This window comes from Spirillospora albida, assembly GCF_000718255.1.
GTDB classification, from domain to species: domain Bacteria; phylum Actinomycetota; class Actinomycetes; order Streptosporangiales; family Streptosporangiaceae; genus Spirillospora; species Spirillospora albida.
In genome coordinates this window covers 45,891-69,004 of the sequence record NZ_JOFJ01000011.1, presented here as the reverse complement: position 1 = coordinate 69,004, position 23,114 = coordinate 45,891, and the positions used below count along the sequence as shown (strand labels likewise).

At 71.6% G+C, this 23,114-nt stretch carries 26 protein-coding genes and 1 riboswitch; of the genes, 18 read left to right on the top strand and 8 right to left on the bottom strand.

The features are described from left to right. Nucleotides 1-50: 50 nt before the first annotated feature. Together IE99_RS32670 and IE99_RS0115825 are read right to left on the bottom strand one after the other, a co-directional pair. Complete coding sequence (locus IE99_RS32670; RefSeq protein WP_211258825.1) at nucleotides 51-203, bottom strand: hypothetical protein; 153 nt, start codon at nucleotides 201-203, stop codon at nucleotides 51-53. 57 nt (nucleotides 204-260) lie between these two features. Further along, nucleotides 261-893, bottom strand: coding sequence for a type 1 glutamine amidotransferase domain-containing protein (locus IE99_RS0115825; RefSeq protein WP_051712560.1), 633 nt, complete (start codon nucleotides 891-893; stop codon nucleotides 261-263). 208 nt (nucleotides 894-1,101) lie between these two features. Between IE99_RS0115825 and IE99_RS30365 the strand changes: the two genes are divergently transcribed. Both IE99_RS30365 and IE99_RS0115815 read left to right on the top strand, forming a co-directional pair. Then, on the top strand, nucleotides 1,102-2,070 hold the full coding sequence (locus IE99_RS30365) for a hypothetical protein (RefSeq protein WP_051712559.1): 969 nt from the start codon (nucleotides 1,102-1,104) through the stop codon (nucleotides 2,068-2,070). Nucleotides 2,071-2,185: 115 nt separating this feature from the next. After that, nucleotides 2,186-3,499 carry an FAD-binding oxidoreductase gene (locus IE99_RS0115815; RefSeq protein WP_030170505.1) on the top strand — a complete coding sequence of 438 codons (1,314 nt, stop codon included), beginning with the start codon at nucleotides 2,186-2,188 and terminating at the stop codon, nucleotides 3,497-3,499. Nucleotides 3,500-3,582: 83 nt separating this feature from the next. Here IE99_RS0115815 and IE99_RS0115810 read toward each other — a convergent pair whose 3' ends face one another. After that, nucleotides 3,583-4,098 (bottom strand): NADPH-dependent FMN reductase, encoded by a 516-nt coding sequence (locus IE99_RS0115810; RefSeq protein ID WP_030170502.1) that lies wholly within the window; start codon nucleotides 4,096-4,098, stop codon nucleotides 3,583-3,585. A gap of 208 nt (nucleotides 4,099-4,306) precedes the next feature. Between IE99_RS0115810 and IE99_RS0115805 the strand changes: the two genes are divergently transcribed. The 3 genes from IE99_RS0115805 to IE99_RS0115795 all read left to right on the top strand — a co-directional run bounded on the left by IE99_RS0115805 (nucleotide 4,307) and on the right by IE99_RS0115795 (nucleotide 5,626). Further along, nucleotides 4,307-4,522: a helix-turn-helix domain-containing protein gene (locus tag IE99_RS0115805; RefSeq protein ID WP_051712558.1), complete on the top strand. Its 216-nt coding sequence runs from the start codon at nucleotides 4,307-4,309 to the stop codon at nucleotides 4,520-4,522. Nucleotides 4,523-4,535: 13 nt separating this feature from the next. Further along, nucleotides 4,536-5,045, top strand: coding sequence for a Clp protease N-terminal domain-containing protein (locus tag IE99_RS0115800; protein WP_030170497.1), 510 nt, complete (start codon nucleotides 4,536-4,538; stop codon nucleotides 5,043-5,045). Nucleotides 5,046-5,167: 122 nt separating this feature from the next. Next, nucleotides 5,168-5,626 carry a GNAT family N-acetyltransferase gene (locus IE99_RS0115795; protein ID WP_030170496.1) on the top strand — a complete coding sequence of 153 codons (459 nt, stop codon included), beginning with the start codon at nucleotides 5,168-5,170 and terminating at the stop codon, nucleotides 5,624-5,626. Between the two features lie 222 nt (nucleotides 5,627-5,848). Here IE99_RS0115795 and IE99_RS0115790 read toward each other — a convergent pair whose 3' ends face one another. Next, nucleotides 5,849-6,232, bottom strand: coding sequence for an ATP-binding protein (locus tag IE99_RS0115790; RefSeq protein WP_030170494.1), 384 nt, complete (start codon nucleotides 6,230-6,232; stop codon nucleotides 5,849-5,851). 184 nt (nucleotides 6,233-6,416) lie between these two features. On the opposite strand from IE99_RS0115790, the gene IE99_RS0115785 reads away from it, so the two are divergent. From IE99_RS0115785 to IE99_RS0115775, 3 genes are read left to right on the top strand one after another with little or no spacing between them, the layout of a single operon-like run. Continuing rightward, complete coding sequence (locus IE99_RS0115785) at nucleotides 6,417-7,352, top strand: Scr1 family TA system antitoxin-like transcriptional regulator (RefSeq protein WP_084219527.1); 936 nt, start codon at nucleotides 6,417-6,419, stop codon at nucleotides 7,350-7,352. Continuing rightward, complete coding sequence (locus tag IE99_RS0115780) at nucleotides 7,315-7,554, top strand: DUF397 domain-containing protein (protein WP_245623223.1); 240 nt, start codon at nucleotides 7,315-7,317, stop codon at nucleotides 7,552-7,554. Before IE99_RS0115785 ends, IE99_RS0115780 begins: the two co-directional genes overlap by 38 nt. Beyond that, a complete protein-coding gene (locus tag IE99_RS0115775; RefSeq protein WP_030170482.1) occupies nucleotides 7,544-7,975 on the top strand; it encodes a hypothetical protein in 432 nt (143 codons plus the stop codon). Before IE99_RS0115780 ends, IE99_RS0115775 begins: the two co-directional genes overlap by 11 nt. 141 nt (nucleotides 7,976-8,116) lie before the next feature. Here the strand turns inward: IE99_RS0115775 and IE99_RS30360 are convergent, their stop codons facing one another. Together IE99_RS30360 and IE99_RS29245 are read right to left on the bottom strand one after the other, a co-directional pair. After that, entirely contained in the window at nucleotides 8,117-8,731 is a 615-nt protein-coding gene (locus IE99_RS30360; protein ID WP_051712557.1) for a hypothetical protein, read from the bottom strand. A gap of 96 nt (nucleotides 8,732-8,827) precedes the next feature. Beyond that, nucleotides 8,828-9,460: an RNA polymerase sigma factor gene (locus IE99_RS29245; RefSeq protein ID WP_037559486.1), complete on the bottom strand. Its 633-nt coding sequence runs from the start codon at nucleotides 9,458-9,460 to the stop codon at nucleotides 8,828-8,830. Between the two features lie 203 nt (nucleotides 9,461-9,663). On the opposite strand from IE99_RS29245, the gene IE99_RS31900 reads away from it, so the two are divergent. From IE99_RS31900 to IE99_RS0115750, 3 genes are all read left to right on the top strand, one after another. Continuing rightward, the gene (locus tag IE99_RS31900; RefSeq protein ID WP_051712556.1) at nucleotides 9,664-10,173 is read left to right on the top strand and encodes a hypothetical protein; all 510 of its coding nucleotides are present in this window, start codon (nucleotides 9,664-9,666) and stop codon (nucleotides 10,171-10,173) included. A gap of 50 nt (nucleotides 10,174-10,223) precedes the next feature. Continuing rightward, nucleotides 10,224-12,311: a bifunctional polysaccharide deacetylase/glycosyltransferase family 2 protein gene (locus IE99_RS0115755; protein ID WP_245623221.1), complete on the top strand. Its 2,088-nt coding sequence runs from the start codon at nucleotides 10,224-10,226 to the stop codon at nucleotides 12,309-12,311. Between the two features lie 229 nt (nucleotides 12,312-12,540). Beyond that, nucleotides 12,541-13,146: a TenA family protein gene (locus IE99_RS0115750; RefSeq protein ID WP_030170469.1), complete on the top strand. Its 606-nt coding sequence runs from the start codon at nucleotides 12,541-12,543 to the stop codon at nucleotides 13,144-13,146. A 3-nt stretch (nucleotides 13,147-13,149) separates the two neighbouring features. Here the strand turns inward: IE99_RS0115750 and IE99_RS0115745 are convergent, their stop codons facing one another. Further along, nucleotides 13,150-14,013 (bottom strand): Fpg/Nei family DNA glycosylase, encoded by an 864-nt coding sequence (locus tag IE99_RS0115745; protein WP_030170466.1) that lies wholly within the window; start codon nucleotides 14,011-14,013, stop codon nucleotides 13,150-13,152. 338 nt (nucleotides 14,014-14,351) lie between these two features. Between IE99_RS0115745 and IE99_RS0115740 the strand changes: the two genes are divergently transcribed. The 3 genes from IE99_RS0115740 to IE99_RS0115730 are packed head-to-tail and all read left to right on the top strand — an operon-like array spanning nucleotide 14,352 to nucleotide 17,846. Next, nucleotides 14,352-14,558, top strand: coding sequence for a heavy-metal-associated domain-containing protein (locus IE99_RS0115740; RefSeq protein ID WP_030170465.1), 207 nt, complete (start codon nucleotides 14,352-14,354; stop codon nucleotides 14,556-14,558). Nucleotides 14,559-14,609: 51 nt separating this feature from the next. Next, complete coding sequence (locus IE99_RS0115735) at nucleotides 14,610-15,551, top strand: hypothetical protein (RefSeq protein ID WP_030170462.1); 942 nt, start codon at nucleotides 14,610-14,612, stop codon at nucleotides 15,549-15,551. Nucleotides 15,552-15,584: 33 nt separating this feature from the next. Then, on the top strand, nucleotides 15,585-17,846 hold the full coding sequence (locus IE99_RS0115730; RefSeq protein WP_030170452.1) for a heavy metal translocating P-type ATPase: 2,262 nt from the start codon (nucleotides 15,585-15,587) through the stop codon (nucleotides 17,844-17,846). A gap of 58 nt (nucleotides 17,847-17,904) precedes the next feature. On the opposite strand, the gene IE99_RS0115725 is transcribed toward IE99_RS0115730, so the two are convergent. After that, on the bottom strand, nucleotides 17,905-18,354 hold the full coding sequence (locus tag IE99_RS0115725; RefSeq protein ID WP_245623220.1) for an SSI family serine proteinase inhibitor: 450 nt from the start codon (nucleotides 18,352-18,354) through the stop codon (nucleotides 17,905-17,907). A gap of 63 nt (nucleotides 18,355-18,417) precedes the next feature. On the opposite strand from IE99_RS0115725, the gene IE99_RS0115720 reads away from it, so the two are divergent. The 4 genes from IE99_RS0115720 (at nucleotide 18,418) to IE99_RS0115705 (ending at nucleotide 23,057) form a co-directional block, all read left to right on the top strand. Beyond that, a complete protein-coding gene (locus tag IE99_RS0115720) occupies nucleotides 18,418-18,753 on the top strand; it encodes a rhodanese-like domain-containing protein (RefSeq protein WP_030170441.1) in 336 nt (111 codons plus the stop codon). A gap of 25 nt (nucleotides 18,754-18,778) precedes the next feature. Continuing rightward, nucleotides 18,779-18,891, top strand: a riboswitch (TPP riboswitch). Further along, nucleotides 18,884-20,224 carry a purine-cytosine permease family protein gene (locus IE99_RS0115715; RefSeq protein ID WP_030170438.1) on the top strand — a complete coding sequence of 447 codons (1,341 nt, stop codon included), beginning with the start codon at nucleotides 18,884-18,886 and terminating at the stop codon, nucleotides 20,222-20,224. Its footprint overlaps the riboswitch before it by 8 nt. A gap of 94 nt (nucleotides 20,225-20,318) precedes the next feature. Next, complete coding sequence (locus tag IE99_RS0115710) at nucleotides 20,319-22,247, top strand: sensor histidine kinase (RefSeq protein WP_030170435.1); 1,929 nt, start codon at nucleotides 20,319-20,321, stop codon at nucleotides 22,245-22,247. Nucleotides 22,248-22,523: 276 nt separating this feature from the next. Beyond that, entirely contained in the window at nucleotides 22,524-23,057 is a 534-nt protein-coding gene (locus tag IE99_RS0115705; protein ID WP_084219525.1) for an ATP-binding protein, read from the top strand. Nucleotides 23,058-23,114 lie beyond the last annotated feature (57 nt).

Below are 23,114 nucleotides of genomic sequence, written 5' to 3'. Positions count from 1 at the left end.
CGGCACCGCCTCGGACCGCTCCTATCCGATCAAGGCGCCGCGGCGGCCGGTCAGGCCCGTGCGTAGTCGGCCAGGGCCGGTTCCAGCAGGTCGAAGGCGCGGGCGGCCTCCGATGCCACCGCTTCGGCGATCTCGTCGTTAAGCCTCTTCCAGGTGACCGACCCCAACGGCGTGATCGTCCAGTTCGTCGAGTGGGCCCCCACCGCCTGAGGGCGGCGTGCTGCGCCGACTCGATCGGGCGGCTGCTCGGCTCCTCGAGGTCAGGGGGTGAGGGCCTTGACCACCTGCCGGGCGGTCTCGACGGTGGACTGCGGGTTCTGGCCGGTGATGAGGGCGCCGTCCACGACGACCTTGCTCGTCCACGCGGGCCCCGGCTCGACGATGGCGCCCAGGTCGCGGAGCCTGCTCTCCACGAAGTAGGGGACCGCGAGCCCTCCCTGCCGCTCCTCGTCGTCGGTGAAGACCGTCAGGCGCCGTCCGGCGAAGGGGAAGGCATCGCCGCCGGCCGTGCTGAGCAGGGCGGCGGGGCCGTGGCACAGGGCGGCGACGATCCTTCCGTCCCGGACGGCGCCGGCGAGCAGGCGGCCGAGGTCGGCGTCCCGGGCCAGGTCCTCCATGGGGCCGTGACCACCGGGGAGGTAGATCGCGTCGTAGTCGGCCCCCTCGACCTCGGCGAGGTCGAGGGGCCGCGCCAGGCGGTCGGCGATGGTGTCGAGGTGGTCCCGGAACCTCTCGGCCGCGGACGCCTCGACGCCGCCGCGCTCGTCCAGGCTGACCGGGTCCGCGGGCGGGCGGACGCCGCCGGGGGTGGCGATGTCCACCTGGATGCCCGCCTCGGTCAGCACTCGGTGCGACTCCGCGACCTCCTCCGCCCAGAAGCCGCCCCACCTCATTGCGGGGCGGTGATCCTTATTGCGGACGTCTCCTCCATAATCGCCATTCGGAGGTGGCGACGTGGCTGAGTGGGAAACGCTTTTGCGGCCGGTAGGCGATCCGGGTGTTCTCGTTGCGGCGTGGGACGAAGGGCACCACGTGACGCGGTCGGCTCACGGAGAGAGTTCGCGGTCGCGCTCACCGCGATGGGCTGTTCTCGCCAGTGCCGTGCTGCTCGTACCGGCGGTGTCCGGCTGCTCCTCCGGCGGCGAGGCGTACTCCGCGGACGACGGCAGGGTCGAGGTCACGTACATCGCTACCGGAAATGTGCCGACCGCGGCGGTCCGGCACCGGACACCGGACGGCAAGGAGAGCGCCGGCGGCCTGCCGCTGCCGTTCCGTACGACGTTCCGCCTCGAGAAGGACGACTCCACGGAATTCTCGGTCAAGACGGGGTACGAGCGCGCCGGAAAGGTGACGTGCACGGTCGTCGTAGACGGCCGGATCGTGCGGCAGACCACGGTGTCCGGCGCATACCGGACGGCGTCGTGCGGCGGCCCGGTCCGCGCGATGCAGCCGGTCGCGGGCGCGCGGCTTCCGTCGTTGAGCCGGGCGGCCGGCAGGGTGCTCCCCATCACGACGCGGCTGACGAAAGTCGTCCCGGTGCCGCGCTACCCGGGCGCCGGATCACCCGTGAAGGCGAGGATCGCGAAAGGCGCCACACGGCTGTCCTACGCCGAACTCGGCGGCGGCTGGGAACCGAGTGTCCGTGACGACATGACGAACTCCGCATTCGAACGTTCGCAGCAGCTCACCACCGAATCCCGTTGGCGCGCGGTCGTCGCGTCCGGAATCGTGCCCGACGAGGTTCTCGACGAGGCCACGGGGCGGCCCCGGCTCCCGGCTCTCGCGTCGGCGCTGCAGGACGAAAGGCAGCAAGGCGCCTTTCCCAGCACGACGCGCGGACGCGACATCGCGTCGCAGCCTTTCAAAGTGAGCGGCCGGCCCGCCTGGGTGAGGGTACGGGAAATGCACGTTCACAAGCCGGGCCTGCTGGCGACGATGGACCTTTCCGTGGTCGTCGTGGTGGACACCGGCGCTCCCGCCCCCTCCTTTCTCTGGATCGACCTTCCGGACACGCACCGGCATCTCTGGCCTGACGTCAACACCCTCATCGGTTCATTGCGCGTGACATAGCGGAGGCGGCCAACGCCATAACGAATGCTTCTCGCAGACAGAAGAACCATCTCTTGGACTTCTGTATCCGCTCCCACCAGCATGGTTCGTGAACGACGAAGCGTCTGGGGGAGCGATGAAAGAGCTTGCGAGCAAGGTGCAGGGGCCGGTGTTCGTGCCCGGCGCGGACGGTTACGACGACGAGCGGACGGGCTTCCAGCTCGCCGCACCCCATCGTCCGGCCGTCATCGTCGGGGCGACCTGCGCGGAGGACGTCCGCGCCGCCCTCGAGTACGCGGCGGCGCACGACCTCCCGGTCGCCGTGCAGAGCACCGGGCACGGGCTGCCGGTCGGCTCCGACGAGGGCCTGCTGATCAGCACCCGCCGCATGACGGGATCGCGGGTCGCCGACGGTGCCGCCCGGGTCGAGGCAGGGGTGCGCTGGGGGCAGGTCGTCGAGGAGGCGGCGTCCCATGGACTCGCTCCGCTGAGCGGATCCCATCCCGGAGTAGGGGCGGTCTCCTTCACCTTGGGAGGCGGCGTAGGGCTGCTGTCACGCAAGTACGGCTACGCAGCCGATCACGTCCGGTCGATGGAGGTCGTGACAGCGGATGCGGAGCTCCGCAGGGTGACACCGGACACCGACCCCGACCTCTACTGGGCGCTCCTGGGCGGGCGGGCGAACTTCGGCGTCGTGACGAGCATGGAGTTCGGGCTCGTCCCGGTCACGCGCCTGTACGGAGGCGGCCTGTACTTCGACGCCGATCCGGACGTCCTGGAGACCTGGCGGACCTGGACACCGACCGTTCCGGACGAGATGACGTCGTCGATCGCCATCAAGCACGTCCCGAACGCTCCGATGTTCCCCGAACCCCTGCGCGGGCGGCATGTCGCGCACGTCCGCATCGCCCACGCCGGCGACCCCGCCGAGGGCGAGCGGCTCATCGCCCCCTTCCGCGCCCTCGGCCCCCGCCTGATCGACACCGTGACCGACATGCCGTACACATCCGGCGCGAGCATCTACAGCGAGCCGCCCGGCCCGCTGTCGTCCCTGACGACGAGCGTCGCTCTGGACGGCCTCTCCGCCGACACCGCACGGGCCGTCGTCGACGTGGCCGGCGCGGCCATCATCGAGTTCCGGCACCTGGACGGGGCGCTCGCGCGGCCTCCGGCCGTCCCGAACGCCGTCGGCAACCGCGACGCGAAGTACCTGGCCGGCGTGCTCTCCCCGCTGGACATGCCCGGCGACCACGGGGCGCTCCACGACCGCTTCCGCCGCATGCTGGGCGGGCGACGACTGCTGAACTTCCTGTTCGGCCCCAACGCGAACCCCGACATGGTGCGCGCCGCCTACGAGCCCGCGACCTACCGGCGGCTGGCGCGGCTCAAGGCCGCCTACGACCCGTCCAACCTGTTCCGTCTGAACCACAACATCCCGCCGGCTCCCTAGACGCGGGCCCCCGCAGCGGCGCCGCCGCCCCGGGCACCCACGCCCGAAGCCCCTTGCCGGATCCGGTCAGGGGTTTTCGGCCGTCACGCCTCGAAAGGCCGGACGGCCCGCGCGTCCCGCAGCGCCAGGGCCCACCATGTGAGCTGGTCGAACATCTTCTTCAGCGCGATCTCGGCCTGGGCGCTCTCCGGCCGGCCGTCCGATCCGAACCAGTTCCACGGCCGGTGGAAGCTCACCGAGTCCCGTATGCCGACCGCGTGCAGCTCCGCGAAGACGCCCCGCAGATGCTCGACCGCCCGCAGGCCGCCGGACACGCCCCCGTGCGAGACGAAGGCGACCGGCTTCGCCTGCCATTCGGTGAAGTGCGCGTCGATGAGCTTCTTCAGGTCACCCGGAAAGCTGTGGTTGTACTCGGGCGTGACCACGACGAACGCGTCCGCCGCGGCCAGGACCTCACCGCTCCTGGACGCGGCGTCCACCGTGTCCACGACCATGTCGGCACGCTGCCGGGCGGCCCCGGCGACCCAGTCGACGATCATGGGGCCGAACCGCCCCGTCCGGGTACTGCCGTTGATGATCGCGATGCGCAGCGGTGTCATGCCCGTCTCCCCTTCGCCGGTTCCGGGGACCACTGTGGATCCTCAACCAAACTTGAGGTCAAGTCGCACCGCGAAGGCCGCTTCTCCCATCGTCTCACTCCTTTGACAACGACACCGATTCACGGCTGACAGGCCTGCGTGTTCCAGGAGACCCTTCAACGCGTCAAACCGATTTGACACTCATCAGGATGTCAAATACGTTTGACATGTGGCTGATCGAATCGATGTTCCGGGGCCGGACGATCCGGCGGAAGCACTCGCCGCGGTCGTCGCCCTGCGGCGGCTCGCGGACCGGCTGGAACGCGCGGCCGTGACGCGGGCGATCGAGCAGGGCTGGTCCTGGGCGCAGGTCGCCCAGGCCCTCGGCATCACCCGTCAGGCCGCACACCACCGTCATGGCCCCAAGCGGGCCGGCGACCAGTGAAGGAGCAAGGCCGATGAGACTCCCTCGCCCCATGCAAGACGTCAAGACGATGAACGCCCTGCTGAACGGCGCGGAGAAGCACGCGCTGGAGGCGGGTGAGACCGTGCCCGGTCCCGAGCACCTGCTGCTGTCGGCACTGGCGCTGCCGGACGGGTCGGCGCGGCGCGCGTTCGAGCGCCTGGGAGCCGCCCCGGACGCGCTTCGCGCGGCGATCGACCGGGTCCACGCCGAGGCGCTGTCGATGATCGGCGTCCGGTCGGCCCACGAGGAGCGGGTGGACGAGGCGATCCGCGCCAATCCTCCTCGGGCGCGTGGGGTCATGAAGACGACCGCCACCGCCCAGGAGGCGTTCCAGGCGGCGACCAAGCAGGCCAAGGCCGACAAGTCGGCGCTCATGGGCGCGCACATCGTGGCCGCCGTGGCCGGTCTCAAGGAAGGAACCGCACCCCGAGCCCTGCGGGCCATGGGCATCGACCCGGCGGCACTCGCCCTGGCCGCCCGCCAGGAGATCCGCAACGCCTGATCCGCGGAGTATCGTGGCGGCCATGCCCGGTTGACGCTAGAGGACACGCAACGCTCGCTGGCCCAGAGCTCCGCCCTTCCTTCCGTTCCAGTACGGCTCATCCGCTGAACGGAAGGAAGACGATGGAGATCAGACGGATTCACGAGAGCGAGGGCGACGCGGTCGGCGCCCTGTGGGACCGCATGTGCCGCGAGATCGAGGACGGCGGCCCGCTCACCGAACAGGGGCGCCGGAGCCTGTCGCGCATGCTCGCCATGTCCGCATGGCACCGCGACGCGTTCTGCCTCGTGGCCGTGGACGGTGCCCGGATCACGGGCTTCGTCAACGGCCGCCTCGACAACGAGGACGGACTCCTGCCCTGCCTGAACGGCGAGATCGACTCGCTGTACGTCCTGCCGGAGAGTCGCGGCACGGGCGTCTCCAGGGCACTCGCCGAAGCCGCGATCACGTGGCTGCGGGAGCGCGGCGCGCACACGATCCGGTACCTGTCCTGCGCCGACGCCGGCGACGACCACCGGTTCTGGCAGGACTTCGGCTTCGAGCCGGACATGGTGTGCCTGTCGCTCTACCGGGATGAGTGACCGCTCGTGACAGTCCCGGGGGCCGGAAGCGACCCGCTTCCGGCCCCCGGCCCGCATCTACGCCTCGAAGTGGTCGGGATGCTCGGCGCCCAGAGGGACGAGCGCCTGCCGTAGCGCGTCCCATCAAGACAGGTATGGGCGGGTTGGACCCGCGCGGTCCTCGATATGTCGGCGGGACCCGCGTACCGGTAGGCGCGCATGGCGCATTGTCGCTTCTGCGCTTCAAATCGCGAATTCGGCCCAGACCGCGGTGCCCTTGAGGGCCGCATGGGAATTCCAGGTGGTGGACAGCGCGTCGACCAGGAGAAGGCCCCGACCGTCTTCCGCGGAAAGGTCTGTCCGGACGCGCGGCTTGCCATCGGTGCCGCCTTCGTCCAGAACGGTGACGCGCAGGACGTCACGGGACGCGCTGACGATGACGACCACCTGGCCGCCGACGCCGGACGCGGTGTGCTCGCAGGCGTTGGCCACCAGCTCGTCCACGCAGAGCGCGATATCGGCCATGGTGTCTTCGTGGACGTGCGCCGCCACGTCCCGCACGAACGCGCGCGCCCGCCCCGCCGACCTCGCCTCTCCAGGCAACGTGAGGGTCCCGAGGAGGTTCACCGGCCGACCTCGGCAATCCGGATGATAACCCACGAAACACCGGCAAGTTTCCTGATTCGCCAATTGTGCGGCATTGTTCCTCTGCTCCTTCCGCGAGGTTGCGTCCGCCAGCATGAATCGCCGAGCTGACCAGCACAATCAGGTCGCTTAAAGGAGGGAGCGGACAACACCGGGATCTTGGAATATGGGATATCCCGTTTTTCGAGAAGGCCATGACAACCGCTTGTGGAGTGCCAACACTGGTGATATGTCGAAACGACCCCCGACTGTGCGCATGCGACGCCTTGGCGTCCTGCTGCGGAAGCTCCGCGAGGATCACGGCATGACCCTCGAGGAGGCCGCCCGTTTCCTCAGGCTCTCCAAATCCGCGCTCAACCGAATGGAGAACGCGCAGGTCATCACCCGTGAGCATGAGGTCAGTTACATCCTCATGAAGTACGGAATCGCAGACACCGATGACCGGGCCATCAGCATGCTCGGACTGGCCTCCGCCGGCCGCTCACGCGACTGGATGAAGCGCTACGCCCTACTCGGATCCGCGTCGAAGGTCACAAACTTCCTGCGGTTGGAGCAGGACTCCCGACTCATCCGCGCATACGAACCGCTCCTCATCCCCGGTCTCCTCCAAGAGCCCGCTTACAGCCGCGCCGTGATGGAGTCGGTCACCCCCTTCCCCGGCACCGATGTCGAGTGGGCCCTGAACCTCCGCAAGGCCCGCAAGGATGTCCTCACGCGACCGGAGCCGGCTCACCTTCAGGTCGTCATCGGGGATGCCGTGCTTCGGCAGGGGCTCGGCGGGCCAGACGTCATGCGCAGGCAACTGCTGCACGTGGCGGACGCGATGACCCAGCCCAACGTCCAGGTGCAAGTGCTGCCGTCCAGGCTTCTCAGGAACCCGGGCGTGGACGGTGCGTTCACCATGCTGGACGTCGAATTGGGCGATTTCACCGTGGTCATGATCGATAGCCTCGTGCGTAGTATCTGCATAGAGGATGAGGAGGAAGTCCAGGCTTATGAAGGAGTATTCCGAGATCTTCAAGGGATGGCCTACTCGCCGGACGAATCCAGGGAGCTCATCCTGCGTGGCGCAGACGAGCCATGGGCTCCATCTCAACACTGAGATCATGTGGCGTAAGAGCAGCCACAGCGGCACCCAGGACGAAAGCCAGTGCGTGGAGTTGACTGCCCTACGTAACTCACCGGGTGTCGTCGCGGTGCGGGACTCGCTAGATCCGGACGGGCCGTGGCTGCGTTTGGGTGCCGGTGCGTGGGACGCGCTGCTCGTCCGGCTCAAGGCGGACGGGCACGGCGTTGCGGGCTGACGAGGCGGAGAACGTCCTGCTCGGCCTTCTCAGCGAGCGCGGGCAGAAGCCCGACGCCCTCGATGCCCGCCCGGCCTGGGAGGTCTTCCGCGACTTCATGCGCCGCCCGGTGGCGGACGCCCGGGACGGGCTGATGTACGAGTACCTCACGACGCGGGTCGCGGAACGCCGCGTCTTCGTCCTGTCGTTCTGCCGCCAGTTCCAGGGTGATGGCGACTCGCTCCTCCAAGTGGGCTGCGAGCTGACCTACGAGGCCGCCCCGGACCTGGCCGCCCTCGGCACCGGCCTGGTCGAGTGGTGGCAGGAAGAGGGAACGGAGCTGGAGACGGTGCTGTCGTCCATTGACGACGGCGACGAGTGGCCGGTCCTCGCTTCCCGACGGCCCGTGACCACGGAAGTGTGCGCCGCCGACCCGTGCTGAGGCGTGGCGTTCACGACAGCTCGACCACCGGGGACATGGTTCCGTCTCCATGGCTCGTCCGGATCCCTCTCGGCCCCTTTCACCCCTGGGTCGAACGGGGACATCACCGATCGACAGGGCGCCGAAGATTTTCCGGACGGGTCAGTCGCGGTTCGCCGCGTGGGAGTTCTTGGGGATCACCCGGGGCTTCGCGCTCGGGACGGCGGTGGGCGCGTTGCCGTTGTCGCCGCCGTTGCCCTGGCCCGGGTTCGGCTTCCTGGTCGTCGGCCTGCCCCGCGGTGTCGGCGTCTTCTTCGGCTTCTGCCGTCCCGGCGGCTGCTGCACGGTCGGCTTCGCGGACGGCGACGGGACCGCCGGGGCGGTGCGCGACGGGACGGCGGGTGCCCGGACGACGCCGTCCCGCTCGGTCTCCGGTTCGGGGACGGACGTGCTCGGCGCCGGGTCCGGGCTCTGGCCGGGCAGGTTGCCGGTGCCCGCGGCGATCGCCACGCCGCCCGACCCGGTGAGGGCGGCGGCGATGATCAGTGCCTTGATCGTCGTCACGCGGGACAGGACCCTGCGTGCCGGGCGGGGTGCGGGCGGCCGGGCGGCGAGGAAGGCGGCGACCGCCGCGTCCTCCCCGGCCGTCTCCTCGGGACGCGCCGGAGCGGACGCCGCCGCGAGCAGCGCCGCGAGCCCCTCCGGGGCGTCGGGCGCGGGACCGCCGGCGAGCAGGCGCTCGGCGGTCCGCGGATCCAGCCCGGTGCGGTCGCTCATCTCACCGCTGCCCGGGGAGGGCGCGCGTGCGCGTTCGCACCGGGGGCCACCGACATCATCGGCACGCTCACAGGTCCGGACGATCGACAGCGACGTTCATGCACGCATCCCTTTCTGGTGGAACACCTCTTCAGCGCCCGGTTCCCCGGTTGTGTCACCGGACGGCGCGAGCCGGTCGGCGAGGCGCCGCAGGCCGCGGTAGGCGGCGGTGCGGACGGCGCCGGCCCGCTTGCCGAGGACCTTTCCCGCCGCCTTCGCGTCCAGGCCCATGACGACCCGCAGCAGGACGGCGTCGGCCTGGTCGCGGGGCAGTTCGGCGATCAGGCGGAGCGCGGCCTCGGTGGAGATGCCGTCGAGCGCCAGCGCCGCGGTGTCGTCCAGGGCGGCCACCCCGGCGAGTTCCTCGACGGGCAGGTCGGCGGTGGGGCGGCGCGCCCGGCGGCGGACGTGGTCGAGCGCCCGGTGGCGGGTGATCGTCGCGGTCCAGCCGCGGAACCCGTCGATGTCGCCGCGGAAGGTGGGCAGGTCACGGGCGATCTGCAGCCACGCCTCGGACGTGACGTCCTCGGCGTCCGGGCCCGCGATCGCGGCCGCGAAGCGGATCAGCCGGGGCTGGACGTCGCGGTAGAGCACGCGGAAGGACGCCTCGTCGCCGTCCCGCGCGGCGCGGAGGGCACGGTTGAGATCGTCCTCCTTGCCCGCCTGCTCCGCTCTCGTCACGCGCGCCATTGTGCAGGGAATCCCGTTCCGGTGTGACACGTACGGCGAGCCCGGCGCTGGACAGGATGAACCTCCGCGGCGCCGTCCCCCCGCCGCACCCGCGCGAATCCTGGAACACGATGATCAGCACTCCCCCCGAACATCGCTCGCTACCGGGCAAATCCCCCCACGATGGATCCGCGCCTTTCCGGGATGAACTACTCATCTCGGATGTGCGGCCCGCCGCCGGTGTCCGGATCGCACCCGACGCCGAACGGCCGGATCCGGCCGACGACCCGGCGCCCGTCTTCGTCGACCCCAGCGGCCGGCGGCGCCGGTTCGGGAGCCGGCTCGGGCTGGCGATCGGCACATCGCTCGTCCTGTTCCTCGGCGCCCTCGGCATCGGCGCCGCGACGGGCGCGGACGTGCCGCTGACCCGGTGGGACGAGCCGTCCGGCGGGAAGCGCGTGGACGGCGGGAAGGCGCGGATCCCCGGCGCGGACGGCGTGCGGCGCCCCCACCGGACGGCCGGCGGGGGCCCCGGCGAGGCCGGACCGGGCACGCCCGCACCGGCGGCCGGGCGGCCGACCGGCGGGGAGACGGGCGCGACGCCGCCCGCGCGCACACCGCCGGGCGCGGCGCCCACCGTGACGGCCGTGCCGTCACCGGTGCCCACGACGACCCGTCCGGGACGGTCGGACGCCACGCCGCCCGCGTGGGGCAAGAAGAAGAAGCCCGCGTGACGGCGCGTCGCAGAGCACCCGTGCGTCCGAAGGAACCGCGGGGACACTGGGTGCTGCTCCTGCTCGGCGGCCTGGCGCTGGGCGTCCTGCTCCTTCTGGACGGGTTCGCCCACGGCACCCTGGGCGAATCCCCACGCGAGGTGACGGGGAATCCGGCGCCGGCTCCATCTGCGGTCACCTCCGGTGGTCCCGTCATCAACATGGTGGACGGCAAGCCCCGCAGCCTCCGCATGCCGTCCAAGACGATCGCGCTGACCTTCGATGACGGTCCCGACCCGGAGTGGACCCCGAAGCTCCTCGACGTGCTGCGCGCCCGGGGCGCCAAGGCCACGTTCTTCACGGTCGGCGCGCGCGTCGCCGAGAACCCGGGGCTGACCGAACGCCTCCTGGGGGAAGGCCACGAGATCGGGTCGCACACCTACACGCACGTGGACATGGCGTCCGCACCGTCCTGGCGCAACCGCCTGGAGCTGGACCTGACCCAGCGCGCGCTGGCGGGCGCCGCGGGCGTCCACACGCGCCTGATGCGGATGCCGTACTCGTCCCGTCCGGACGGGCTGACCGCGCCGGAGTGGCGCGCCGCGCGCGAGGCGAGCGAGGACGGCTACGTCGTCGTGCTCACCGACCGCGACACCGAGGACTGGGCGCGGCCCGGCACCGACGCGATCGTCCGGCGCGCGCTCGCGGCGGACCGGCACGGCGAGGGCGCCATCGTCATGCTGCACGACTCCGGCGGCGACCGGACGCAGACCCTCGCCGCCGTCGCGGAGGTCGCCGACCGGCTGCGGCCGCAGGGCTACCGCTTCACGACGCTGACCGACGCGCTGCGCCTGCCCGCCGCCGAGGTCGCGGCCCCCACCCGCGACAGGGCCGTCGGCTGGACGCTCGTCACCGCGCAGCGCGCCGCCGCCGCCCTCACCGGGACGCTCGGCGTGCTGTTCGGCGTGGCGGGCGCCCTGTACGCCGTGCGTCTCATCGCGCTGCTGCTGTTCGCGCACGTCCACATGCGCCGGGTGCGGAGGCCGGCACCGCCGCCGGGGCCGCTCCCGCCGGTCACGGTGATCGTCCCGGCGTACAACGAGGAGGCGGGGATCGCGGCGACCGTCCGGTCGCTGGTCGACACCGACCACCCCGGGTTCGTCGAGGTCATCGTCGTGGACGACGGGTCCGGCGACCGGACCGCCGAGATCGTGGCGGCGCTCGGGGAGCCGGGCGTCCGGCTGATCCGCAAGCCGAACGGCGGCAAGCCGAGCGCGCTGAACGCCGGCATCGCCGCGGCCCGGACCGAGGTCCTCGTGCTCGTCGACGGCGACACCGTCTTCCAGCGCGACACGCTCCGCCACCTGGTCGTGCCGCTGGCCGATCCGGAGGTCGGCGCGGTCAGCGGCAACACGAAGGTCGCGAACCGGGGCGGGATCCTCGGCCGCTGGCAGCACATCGAGTACGTGATCGGCTTCAATCTCGACCGGCGGATGTTCGACGTGCTGCGCTGCATGCCGACCGTCCCCGGCGCGATCGGCGCGTTCCGCCGGTCGGTGCTCGCGCGGGTCGGGGGCGTCCCCGGCGACACCCTCGCGGAGGACACCGACCTCACGATGGCCATCTGCCGCACCGGCCTGCGGGTCGTGTACGAGGAGAAGGCCATCGCCTGGACGGAGGCGCCCTCGTCGCTGCGGCAGCTGTGGCGGCAGCGGTACCGCTGGTGCTACGGGACGATGCAGGCGATGTGGAAGCACCGCCGCTCGGTCGTCGAGCGCGGCGGCTCGGGACGCTTCGGCCGCCGGGCCCTCGGCTATCTGACGGTGTTCCAGGTGGTCATGCCGCTGTTCGCGCCCGCCGTGGACCTGTTCGCCCTGTTCGGCGTCCTCTTCCTGGACCCCGCGGGGCCCGTCCTCATGTGGTCGGTGTTCGTCGCCGCGCAGGCCGCCGCCGGGGCGTACGCGCTGTGGCTGGACGGCGAGACCGTCCGTCCGCTGTGGGTGCTGCCGCTGCAGCAGGTCGTGTACCGGCAGCTCATGTATTTGGTGGTCGTCCAGTCGGTCGTGACGGCGCTGCTGGGCGCGGGCCTGCGCTGGCACACGATCCGCCGGACGGGCACGTTCTCGGACGTCCCGGACCTCCAGCCCGCCTCCCGCTGAGGGGCCGGGAACAATACGGCGGCGGAGCCGGTTGGAGAGGGGGAAGCCGGTGTGCTCGGTGTCCCCGGGCCTCATCTACCGCCTTCACGGAATACCGTCCGGCTGGAGCCGTGTTGAGCCTTTCGCCGAGAGGCGACCCCGCGCACCGGTGGACTCTTCGGGACCCCGCCCTCGGGCGGGGTCCCGTTTGGTTTCCCGTGAAACCTCGGGGGCTGCCAGACTTGCGCGCATGGGTCTCGCCGCGCGTCTGGAACACCTCGGGCTCCCTCTCGTCGAGGAGCAGCTGAAGCATCCGACCGTGGTCGGCATCGCCCGCGGCGACCTGGACGAGGGCGTGTTCCGCTCGTGGCTGGAGCAGGACTACCTCTACCTCCTCGACTACGTCCGCGTCTTCGCCCGCCTCGCCTGGCAGGCCCCCGACGGGCACGTCGGCGATCTCGTCGACCTCGCCCACTCGACGTTCCACGAGGAGCTGGAGCTGCACCGCTCCCTCTCGTCGGAGTTCGGCGCCGACCTCGACAACGCGCGGAAGGGCCCGGCCTGCGCCGCCTACACCGAGTTCCTCCTGGACGCCGCCGCGTCCTACGCCGACGGCCTCGCCGCGCTCTACCCCTGCATGTGGGGCTACTCGACGCTCGGCGCCCGCCTGGCGGAGGACCCGCCCGCCGAACCCCGGTACCGCCGCTGGGTGGACACCTACGCCGACCCGGGCTTCGCCGCCCTGTCCGCCCGCTGCGCCGAGATGCTGGACGAGTCGGGCGCCGACCCGGCCCGCGCCGAACGCCTCTTCATGGCGGCCATGCGCCACGAGCTGGCCTTCTGGGACGTCCCGTAGCGGCTACTTGAGAAGGCGGGAGAGTCGGCGGTCGGCCAGCGGCTTGCCGCCGGTCTGGCAGGTCGCGCAGTACTGGAGGGACGAGTCGGCGAAGGACACCTCGCGGACGGTGTCGCCGCAGGCGGGGCACTTCTGGCCGGTACGGCCGTGGACGCGGAGGCCGGTCTTCTTCTCGCCCTTCAGGTCCTGGGCCTCCAGGCCGCGGGAGCGCGCGACGGCGTCGCGGAGGGTCTCGACGATCGCCGTGTGCAGGGCCGTGACCTCGTCATCGGTCAGGGACGAGGCGATCTTGAAGGGCGACATCTTCGCGACGTGCAGGACCTCGTCGGAGTAGGCGTTGCCGATGCCCGCGATGTTCTTCTGGTCGCGGAGCAGGCCCTTGATCTGGGTGCGCTTGGCCGTGACGATCGCCCGGAGGGCGTCGGCGGTGAACGCCTCGTCCAGCGGGTCGGGGCCCAGGGACGCGACGCCCGGGACCTCGGCGGGGTCGCGGACGACATAGACGGCGAGGCCCTTCTTCGTGCCGGCCTCGGTGAGGTCGAATCCGGAGCCGTCGTCCAGGTGGACGCGTACCGCCAGGGGGTTCTTCCCGCCCGGACGGACGGGCTTCGCCGGGATCTCGTCGCGACGGCGCAGCCAGCCGGCGCGGGCCAGGTGGACGACGAGGTGGAGGCCGTCCACGTCGAGGTCGAGGAACTTGCCGTGGCGGGCGACGCCGGTGACGGTGAGGCCGGCGAGGGCCGTGATCGGCGGGTCGTAGGTCTTCAGCGCCGAGATGGCGAGAACATCGATCCGGGCGATGGCGTGGCCGACCGCGCGGTCGCGCAGGAAGTCGGCGAGCGCCTCGACCTCGGGTAGCTCAGGCATGGTCCCAGTATCCGCGACGTGTTCCTCCACAGGGCTGTGGAAGCCTGTGGAAAACCCTGTGCATAACTCCGGGATCGCCTACAGGCCAGGGGCTCTTACCCCCAATACCTCGACAAACGCCGACATTCGGACGGAGTCCGCGCGGTCCACACCGTCACACAGGGTGTGGATAACTTCGCCGTAACAACCCGTGGGTTCCGCTTCACGAACGGCCTTCGGTCATCGCGCGGGCAGACGGGAAATAACCCCTAGGGGGTAGGGGTTGCAGCTCATATCGGCCTTGTGGCAGTATCGAGACCACGAGATACCCCCCAGGGGTACATTCAGGGAGGACGAGCATGGCCACCACCACCTACACCGTCGCGGGGATGACCTGCGGGCACTGCGTCAACTCCGTCTCCGAGGAGGTCGGCCAGGTCGCCGGGGTGACCGGCGTGGACGTGGACCTCAAGACCGGGGCGGTCACCATCACCAGCGAGGGCCCCCTCGACGACGCCGCCGTCAAGGCCGCGGTCGAGGAAGCCGGATACGAAGTCAAGGCGTAACGCGAGACCGGGGCCCGGGAGACCGGGCCCCTCGACAGGGAGCGAACAGCGATGAACACCCCCGGCAAGCTGGGCGTCTACGCACTCGGACTGGCCGTCGTCTTCGGCGGCGCCATCGGCATCGGGAACGCGGCCGGCCCCATCGGCGCGAAGCCGGAGCCCGCGGCGGGCGACCACGGCCACAGCGGCGCGACGGCCGAGCCCGCGAAGGGCGGCGAGGACGCGGTTCCCGGCGGCCTCCAGATCAGCCAGGACGGCTTCACCCTCAACCCGCGCAGCACGGTCCTGAAGCCGGGCGAGAAGACCGATTTCCGGTTCAGCGTGGACGGCCCGGACGGCAGGCCGGTCACCGGGTTCCAGACCCTGCACGGCAAGCGGCTGCACCTGATCATCGCTCGCCGCGACCTGTCGGGGTTCCAGCACGTGCACCCGGAGGAGGTCGGCGGCGGCGTCTGGTCCGTCCAGGTGACGCTGCCGAAGGCGGGTGCGTACCGGTTCTTCACCGATGTCCAGCCGGAGGGCGTGAAGGAGCAGCTGACGCTGGGGGCGGACGTCACGGCCACCGGCGACTACGAGCCGGCCCCGCTGCCCAAGGTGGAACAGGTCGCGAAGGTCGATGGTTATGAGGTCAGGCTGAAGGGCGACCTGGTCCCGGGCCGGACGAGCAGGCTGGTCCTGTCGGTGAGCAGGAACGGCGCCCCCGTCACGGACCTGGAGCCCTACCTGGAGGCGTTCGGGCACCTGGTCGCGCTCCGCAACGGCGACCTGGCGTACCTGCACGTGCATCCGGACGGGGAGCCGGGCGACGGGAAGACCCGTCCGGGGCCCGACATCACGTTCTTCGCCGAGGTGCCCAGCGCGGGCGCGTACCGTCTCTACCTGGACTTCCAGCACGAGGGGAAGGTCCGCACCGCCGAGTTCACCGCGACCGCGGGCCACGGGAAGGTCCCCGCGGGCGCGCCGCGGACCGACGGCCACGGCCACACCCACTGACATCCCGTTCGAGCCACAGAAGGAGGAGGAGCGATGACGACCGGCGCAGTGCCCGACGCGGAACCCGGGCGGATCGAGCTGGCGATCGGCGGGATGACCTGCGCCTCGTGCGCCGCCCGCATCGAGAAGCGGCTCAACAGGATCGAGGGCGTGACCGCCACCGTCAACTACGCCACCGAGAAGGCCAGGGTCGAATACCCCGAGGGGGTCACCCCGGAGGAGCTGATCGCCTCGGTCGAGAAGGCCGGCTACACCGCCGAGCTGCCCGCCCCGCCCGTCCGGCAGGAGGAGGACGTCGCGCGGGACGACGGCCTCACGCCGCTGCGGCAGCGGCTCATCACCTCGATCGTGCTGTCGGTGCCGGTCATCGCGATGGCGATGATCCCGGCCCTCCAGTTCGAGTACTGGCAGTGGCTGTCGCTGACGCTCGCTTCGCCCGTCGTCGTGTACGCGGGCTGGCCGTTCCACAAGGCGGCCTGGACGAACCTGCGGCACGGCGCCGCCACGATGGACACGCTCGTGTCGGTCGGGACGCTCGCCGCGTACGGCTGGTCGCTGTGGGCGCTGTTCTTCGGGGACGCGGGCATGCCGGGCATGAAGCACGGCTTCGAGTTCTCGATGACGCGGTCCGACGGATCGATGAACATCTACTTCGAGGCGGCGGCGGGCGTCATCGCGTTCATCTTGGCCGGCCGGTACTTCGAGGCCCGGTCCAAGCGCCGCGCGGGCGCCGCGCTGAGGGCGCTGATGGAGCTCGGCGCGAAGGAGGTCTCGGTCGTCCGGGACGGGCGCGAGGAGCGCGTCCCGGTCGAGCGGCTGGCCGCCGGGGACGTGTTCGTCGTCCGCCCAGGCGAGAAGATCGCCACGGACGGGGTCGTCGAGGAGGGGTCGTCGGCGGTCGACGCGTCGCTGCTCACCGGCGAGTCGGTGCCGGTCGAGGTCGGTCCGGGCGGCACGGTCGCGGGCGCGACGGTGAACGCGGGCGGGCGGCTGCTCGTCCGCGCTACCCGGGTCGGGTCCGACACGCAGCTCGCGCAGATGGCGCGGCTCGTGGAGGAGGCGCAGAACGGGAAGGCGGAGGTGCAGCGGCTCGCCGACCGCATCTCGGGGATCTTCGTCCCGGTCGTGATCGCGCTCGCGGTGGCCACGCTCGGGTTCTGGCTCGGCACCGGCAACGGCGTGGCCGGCGCGTTCACCGCCGCGGTCGCCGTGCTGATCATCGCCTGCCCGTGCGCGCTGGGCCTGGCGACGCCGACCGCGCTGATGGTCGGGACGGGACGCGGCGCGCAGCTCGGCATCCTGATCAAGGGCCCGGAGGTGCTGGAGTCGACCCGCGCGATCGACACGGTCGTCCTGGACAAGACCGGCACCGTCACCACCGGCTCGATGGAGCTGGCCGACGTGATCACCGCCGAGGGCGTGACCGCGGACGAGGTGCTGCGCCTCGCCGGGGCGCTGGAGAACGCGTCCGAGCACCCGATCGCGCGGGCGATCGCGCGCGGCGCGGCGGCGCGGGGCGAACTCGGCGCGGTCGAGGACTTCGCGAACGTCGAGGGCCTCGGCGTCCAGGGGATGGTCGACGGGCACGGCGTGCTGGTCGGCCGGCCGCAGCTGCTCGCCGAGTGGTCGCAGCGGCTCACGCCGGACCTGGAGAAGGCCATGCGGGAGGCGCAGGAGCGCGGCCGCACCGCGGTCGCGGTCGGCTGGGACGGCGAGGCCCGCGCGGTCCTCACCGTCGCGGACCGGATCAAGCCGACCTCGGCCGAGGCGATCGAGCGGCTGCGCGCGCTCGGGCTGCGTCCGGTGCTGCTGACCGGCGACAACACGGCCGTCGCCGAGGCCGTGGCGGAGGCGGTCGGGATCGACGAGGTCATCGCCGAGGTCCTCCCGCAGGACAAGGTGGACGTCGTCAAGCGCCTCCAGGCGGAGGGCCGGACGGTCGCGATGGTCGGGGACGGCGTCAACGACGCCGCCGCGCTCGCGCAGGCCGACCTCGGCCTCGCCATGGGCACGGGGACGGACGTGGCGATCGAGGCGTCCGATCTGACGCTCGTGCGCGGCGACCTGCGGGCGGCGGCCGACGCGATCCGGCTGTCCCGCCGGACGCTCGGCACGATCAAGGGGAACCTGTTCTGGGCGTTCGCCTACAACGTGGCGGCCCTGCCGCTCGCGGCGACCGGCCTGCTCACCCCGATGATCGCGGGTGCCGCGATGGCCTTCTCGTCGGTCTTCGTCGTCAGCAACAGCCTCCGCCTCCGCCGCTTCCAGCCCCTCGGGGGCGAGAGGGCGGCCTGATCCACCGCGCACCGGAAGGCCCCCGCGGCGCGGGGGTCTTCGGGTGCGCGCGGCCGGGTCAGCGGACCTTGGGGACGTCGCCGAACATCGGGGCGACCGCCGTCCAGCGGGCCAGTTCGCAGCCGTTGTCGCGGGCGAACTTCGCGTCGACCGGGGCGCCCTTGTGGGTGCCCTTGATCGTGGCGACCTCGGGGCCGCCGTAGATCTGGGTGCACATCCTGTCCTTGGGGACCGGCGCGAAGGGGTCCTTGGCCTTGCCGAGGGCCGCGCAGGACTCGGCGGCCTTCGGATGGGTTCCGCCCGGCGGGGAGCAGGTCAGCGTCCAGGTCTTGGCGGGAGCCTGCGCGGATGCCTTCACCTCGACGGTCAGTGAGGTCTCCGCGGCCTGGGTGCCGGACGGACTAACCGACGTCGTGCCGGAGGGCCCGGCCGCCGGGTCGTCGTTGGCGGGTTCGTCGCCGCAGGCCGCCAGTGAGAAGATCGTGGCGAGCGCGGGCGTCGTGATCAAGAGCGTCCGATACCGCATGCGTATTCGACGCGGCGGGTTCCCTGCCGGTTCCCAGGAGGCGTGATGTTTTTCGGAGAGGACGTTCCGGCGGTGATCGCCGCCGACGTCCCGCAGGACGGTTACCTGCTGGACGTGCGGGAGCAGGACGAGTGGGACGCGGGCCACGCGCCGGAGGCCGTGCACATACCGATGGGGCGGCTGAACGACCGGGCGGGCGAGATCCCGCGCGACCGGGAGGTCTACGTGATCTGCCGGTCGGGGGCCCGGTCGGCGCGGGTGACGGTGGCGCTGAACCAGGCGGGCTGGGTGGCGAAGAACGTGGACGGCGGGATGCGGGCGTGGTCGGCGGCGGGCCGCCCGATGGAGGGCCTGGGCGATACCGAGCCGTACGTCGCGTAAGTCCGGCCTGTAGCATCGGGTCCGAAATCCGATCCGCGGGAGCTCGGAGTCACCGGGCTGAGAGGGCGGCTGCAGGCGCCGCCGACCGCATGAACCTGTCCGGGTAATGCCGGCGTAGGGAGCGTGCCCCATGACGTCCGCCATCGACGAGCGCCCTCAGGACCGCCCGCGCGACGAGGCCCCGTACACGCTGGACGAGCCCGCGCCCAAGGTCCTCGGGTTCTGGGACCAGAGCGCCTTCTGGGCCAACCTCGGGGTCAGCCTGTTCGCGTTCTCCGGCGCGTACACCGTCCTCGCGCCGGACGCCTCCGGCGCGCCGACGCTGTCGATCGTCGCGGGCATCACCGCGATGATCGTTGGAACGGTCCTCGGCGGGCTGATGCTGGGCCTGTCCGCGGTGCCCGGCGCGAAGACCGGCCAACCCGCGATGGTACTGCTCAGGGGGCTGTTCGGGGCGCGGCTCTCGTACGTCCCGACCGTGCTGAACGTCGCGCAGCTCATCGGCTGGGGCACGTTCGAGCTGATCGTCATCGCGGACGCCGCGCGCGCCCTGTGGGACGGCGTGCCGCGCTGGACGTACGTGGTCGCGGCGGGCGTCCTCACGACCGTCCTGACGATCTGGCCGCTCGGCTCGGTGCGGATGCTCCGCCGCTACGTCACGGCCGCCGTGCTGATCGCGCTCGCCTACTTCTACGTCCAGCTCCTGCGCGAGCCGCTGCCCGACCTCACCGAGGGCTCCTGGGACGGGTTCCTCCTCGGCGCGGACGCCGCGCTGGCCGTCTCGATCTCCTGGGTGCCGGTCGCGGCCGACTACACGCGGCACGCCCGCAGCGCGCGGGGCGCGTTCGGCGCCGCCGCCGTCGGCTACTCCGTCACGCAGATCATCGCGTACATCCTCGGCCTGCTGGCCCTGGCGCTCGTCGCGGGCGACTCCGCCAAGGTCTTCGACCCCTTCCTCGGCGTCACGCTGGGCGTCGCGTTCTTCGCCGTGTTCGTGCTGCGGGAGGCCGACCAGTCGTTCGCGAACGTGTACTCGACGGCCGTCTCGATCCAGAACCTCGTGCCGCGCGCCGACCGGCGCGTCCTCACGGTCGCGCTCGGCGCGCTGATCACCGTCCTCGCGCTGCTCCTCGACATCGGCGACTACGCGGGCTTCCTCGCGCTGATCGGCTCGGTGTTCGTGCCGATGCTGGGCGTCCTCGCGGCGGACTTCTTCCTCGGCCGGGGCCGCTCCGGCTGGAACACCGAGCGGACCGCGCCGTCCCGGTGGAGCATGATCGGCGCCTGGCTGGCCGGGTTCACGACCTACCAGCTGATCAACCCCGGCACCGTGAGCCGGTGGGCCGGCTTCTGGAAGGACGTCCAGGAACTGGTGCACCTCACCCCGCAGAGCTGGATGAGCGCGTCACTGCTGTCGTTCCTCGTGGCGGGCGCGGCGGCCCTCGCCATCGGCCGTCTGTCCCGCCGATAGGCCCCGAAAGTGGTGATCTTCCGGTTACCGGACGCCGGTCGTCGGAACTTTTCCGCGTGAGATCTCCGGCGCCGCGCCCGGGAGCGGTGGCACGATGACAGGCGTGCGTCACCACGTCCACGATCCCATCGCGCGCGCCGTGCTGCAGAGCGCGGCCGACGCGATCGTGGCCGTCGACCAGAAGCACCGGGTCACCGTGTGGAACCCGGCGGCCGAGCGCATGTTCGGCTGGACGGCGGAGGAGATGGTCGGCCGGGTCCCGCCGATCGTCCCGGACGAGCTGAAGGCCGAGCACAACGCCGTCCAGGAGCGCCTGCTCACCCGCCGCGTCGGCGGCGGCGGGGAGACCGGCACCGAGGACGCGGGCTCCGACGGCGGCGGGGACACCGGCCGGATCACGATCGCGACCCGCCGCTTCCACCGCGACGGCCGGCTCATCGACGTGCGGATCGACACCAGCGTCCTGACCGACCCCGGCGGCGAGCGGATCGGCTGGGTCGGGGTGTACCGGCCGGTCGAGGACGACGAGATCGTCCAGCACCACATGACGGAGCGGGCCCGCCTGGTGCGGCGGCTGAACGACATCGTCGCCGACCTGAACGCCGAGCTCGACCTCGCCGTGGTCCTCGACCGGATCACCGCCGCGCTGATCGAGCTGACCGGCGCGGACGCGGGCGGCTTCGTCCGGATCCAGGGCGACCACCTGCAGCTGGTCAGCATGTCGGGGCTGCCGGAGCGGATGCGGGGCCGGACCGCCGAGCTGCGCCCGAGCCTCGTCGGCGAGCTGCTGCGCACCGGCAAGACGGTCATGCTGGCGACGGGCGAGCGGCGGCTCGGCGACCTGATCTGGTCGGAGCTTCCCGGGCTGCACACGATCGCGCTCGGGCTGTCGTTCCTGCAGAGCCGCCCGTACGGCGCGCTGTACGCGCTGTTCTCCGGCCAGAAAGTCGGGCACACCGAGCTGGAGCTGCTGGAGCTGCTCGCCGGGCACGCGGGCGTCGCCGTCGGCAACGCCGTCGCGTACATGGAGGTCGTCCGGCAGCGGGCGCACGAGCGCGCGGTGATCGACTCCAGCGCGGACGGGATCGCCGTCCTCGACCACGACCTCGTCGTCCGGCAGTGGAACCCCGCCGCGCACGCCCTCACCGGCATCCCGCCGGAGGACGCGCTGGGCCGGCCCCTCCCGTTCGCCATGCCGGCGCTCGGCGAGATGCTGACGTTCCCGCTGGAGTCGGGCACCTGGCTGAACGTGCTGGCCGCCGAGATCGAGGAGACCGGCGAGCTCGTCGTCGACTTCCGCGACGTGTCGGAGGCGAAGGCCCTGGAGGAGGCCAAGGACCTCTTCCTCGCCACGACGAGCCACGAGCTGCGCACCCCGATCACGGTCGTGCAGGGCTTCGCGTCCACGCTGGTCAACCGGTGGGACGCGCTCGCCGACGACGACCGCAGGTCGGCCGTCGCGACGATCGCCGAGCGCGCCCAGTCGCTCGGGCGGCTGGTGGAGCACCTGCTGCTCGGCGCGCGGATGGGCGCGGACGAGCTGGCGGTGACGGTCGAGCCGTTCGATCTGTGCCGGGTTCTGGACGGTGTCGTCGCGGGGTTCCGGTCCCTGTCGGACGTGCACCGGGTCGAGCTGGACATCGAGCCCGGCCTGCCCAGGGCGCGCGGCGACGCGATGGCGACCGACATCGTCCTCGGGCAGCTGCTGGAGAACGCGTTCAAGTACTCGCCGGACGGCGGCACGGTGCGGGTCAGGGCGTGGGCGGAGGCGTCCCGGCTGGTCGTGACCGTCGCCGACGAGGGGATCGGCATCGCCGAGGGCGACCATGAGCGGATCTTCGAGCGGTTCGTGCAGGGCGAGGCGGGCGACCGGCGCCGGTTCGGCGGGATCGGGCTCGGCCTCTACATCGTGAAGCGGCTGACGGAGGCGCAGGGCGGGTCGGTGTCGGCCCATCCGAATCCGCTCCCGGGCGGCGCCGGACACGGAACGTGCATGCGACTCGTCCTGCGGCGTGCCGTTTGACGAGTATTCAGTCACTTACCGTGACGACAGAGTCCGTGCCGACAGGTGGAATCCCTGCTACCAGTGGGAAAGACGGTGTCGCTAGGGTGTGACGGACGAAACGCGCGCCTGAGGAGTAATCCGCCGTTGGCTGGATAGATCCTTTGTTGGTGGTGGACGGTGTCGGCGAGGACATCGGTCCCGGCGCCAACCGGGGGGTGGTTTCCGGTCGAGGTCAACAGGGCATTTCGGTCATACCGGAAGAGCGACGGGGCTCGTCCCAGGGTCCACGGGGAGGTGAGGGCGTCGAGCGTCGTCCTGCTGCCACACGCACCGTCCAGCGTCTCTGTCGCGCGCAAGCGCCTCAGCTCCGAACTGGTCGCCTCCGGCGTCTACGACTCGGTCGTCGACGACGCGACCGTCATCGTCAGCGAACTCATCAGCAACGCCCTCCGGCACGCCCGCCCGCTGCCGTCCGGCCAGGTCCGGGTCTGCTGGGCCCGCCGCGGCGACCTGCTCGAACTCGAGGTCAGCGATGGCGGCGCCAGCACCGAACCCCGCCGCGGCCCCAGCACGCTCTCCTCGCTCGGCGGCCGCGGGCTCGGCATCGTCGAGGCGCTCGCCGAGGGCTGGGGCGTCCGGCACGAGGACGGCGCCACCACCGTCTGGGCGATCCTGCGGGCGCACGGCACCCGCGAGCGCGCCGAGACCGCCGGTCCGGTGGGGCTGCACGCCGTCGCCCCCGACCTCAGCGGCTTTCCGGACGAACCCGTCGACCTCGGAGAATGCCCCCTCCCCACGACGTCTCGCACCAGAGCACACCCCGCGTGACATCCCGGAAGGACCGCCTTGTAGGGTCCCTTCCAACGCTCGGGCGCTGTCGTGCCC

What these genes read in the sequence shown, in the direction of transcription:
- IE99_RS0115825 (WP_051712560.1), bottom strand. Translation starts at nt 893, where the DNA reads ATGAGGTGGGGCGGCTTCTGGGCGGAGGAGGTCGCGGAGTCGCACCGA.
- IE99_RS0115815 (WP_030170505.1), top strand. Translation starts at nt 2,186, where the DNA reads ATGAAAGAGCTTGCGAGCAAGGTGCAGGGGCCGGTGTTCGTGCCCGGC.
- IE99_RS0115810 (WP_030170502.1), bottom strand. Translation starts at nt 4,098, where the DNA reads ATGACACCGCTGCGCATCGCGATCATCAACGGCAGTACCCGGACGGGG.
- IE99_RS0115800 (WP_030170497.1), top strand. Translation starts at nt 4,536, where the DNA reads ATGAGACTCCCTCGCCCCATGCAAGACGTCAAGACGATGAACGCCCTG.
- IE99_RS0115795 (WP_030170496.1), top strand. Translation starts at nt 5,168, where the DNA reads ATGGAGATCAGACGGATTCACGAGAGCGAGGGCGACGCGGTCGGCGCC.
- IE99_RS0115785 (WP_084219527.1), top strand. Translation starts at nt 6,417, where the DNA reads ATGGGATATCCCGTTTTTCGAGAAGGCCATGACAACCGCTTGTGGAGT.
- IE99_RS30360 (WP_051712557.1), bottom strand. Translation starts at nt 8,731, where the DNA reads ATGAGCGACCGCACCGGGCTGGATCCGCGGACCGCCGAGCGCCTGCTC.
- IE99_RS29245 (WP_037559486.1), bottom strand. Translation starts at nt 9,460, where the DNA reads ATGGCGCGCGTGACGAGAGCGGAGCAGGCGGGCAAGGAGGACGATCTC.
- IE99_RS0115750 (WP_030170469.1), top strand. Translation starts at nt 12,541, where the DNA reads ATGGGTCTCGCCGCGCGTCTGGAACACCTCGGGCTCCCTCTCGTCGAG.
- IE99_RS0115745 (WP_030170466.1), bottom strand. Translation starts at nt 14,013, where the DNA reads ATGCCTGAGCTACCCGAGGTCGAGGCGCTCGCCGACTTCCTGCGCGAC.
- IE99_RS0115740 (WP_030170465.1), top strand. Translation starts at nt 14,352, where the DNA reads ATGGCCACCACCACCTACACCGTCGCGGGGATGACCTGCGGGCACTGC.
- IE99_RS0115735 (WP_030170462.1), top strand. Translation starts at nt 14,610, where the DNA reads ATGAACACCCCCGGCAAGCTGGGCGTCTACGCACTCGGACTGGCCGTC.
- IE99_RS0115730 (WP_030170452.1), top strand. Translation starts at nt 15,585, where the DNA reads ATGACGACCGGCGCAGTGCCCGACGCGGAACCCGGGCGGATCGAGCTG.
- IE99_RS0115720 (WP_030170441.1), top strand. Translation starts at nt 18,418, where the DNA reads ATGTTTTTCGGAGAGGACGTTCCGGCGGTGATCGCCGCCGACGTCCCG.
- IE99_RS0115715 (WP_030170438.1), top strand. Translation starts at nt 18,884, where the DNA reads ATGACGTCCGCCATCGACGAGCGCCCTCAGGACCGCCCGCGCGACGAG.
- IE99_RS0115710 (WP_030170435.1), top strand. Translation starts at nt 20,319, where the DNA reads ATGACAGGCGTGCGTCACCACGTCCACGATCCCATCGCGCGCGCCGTG.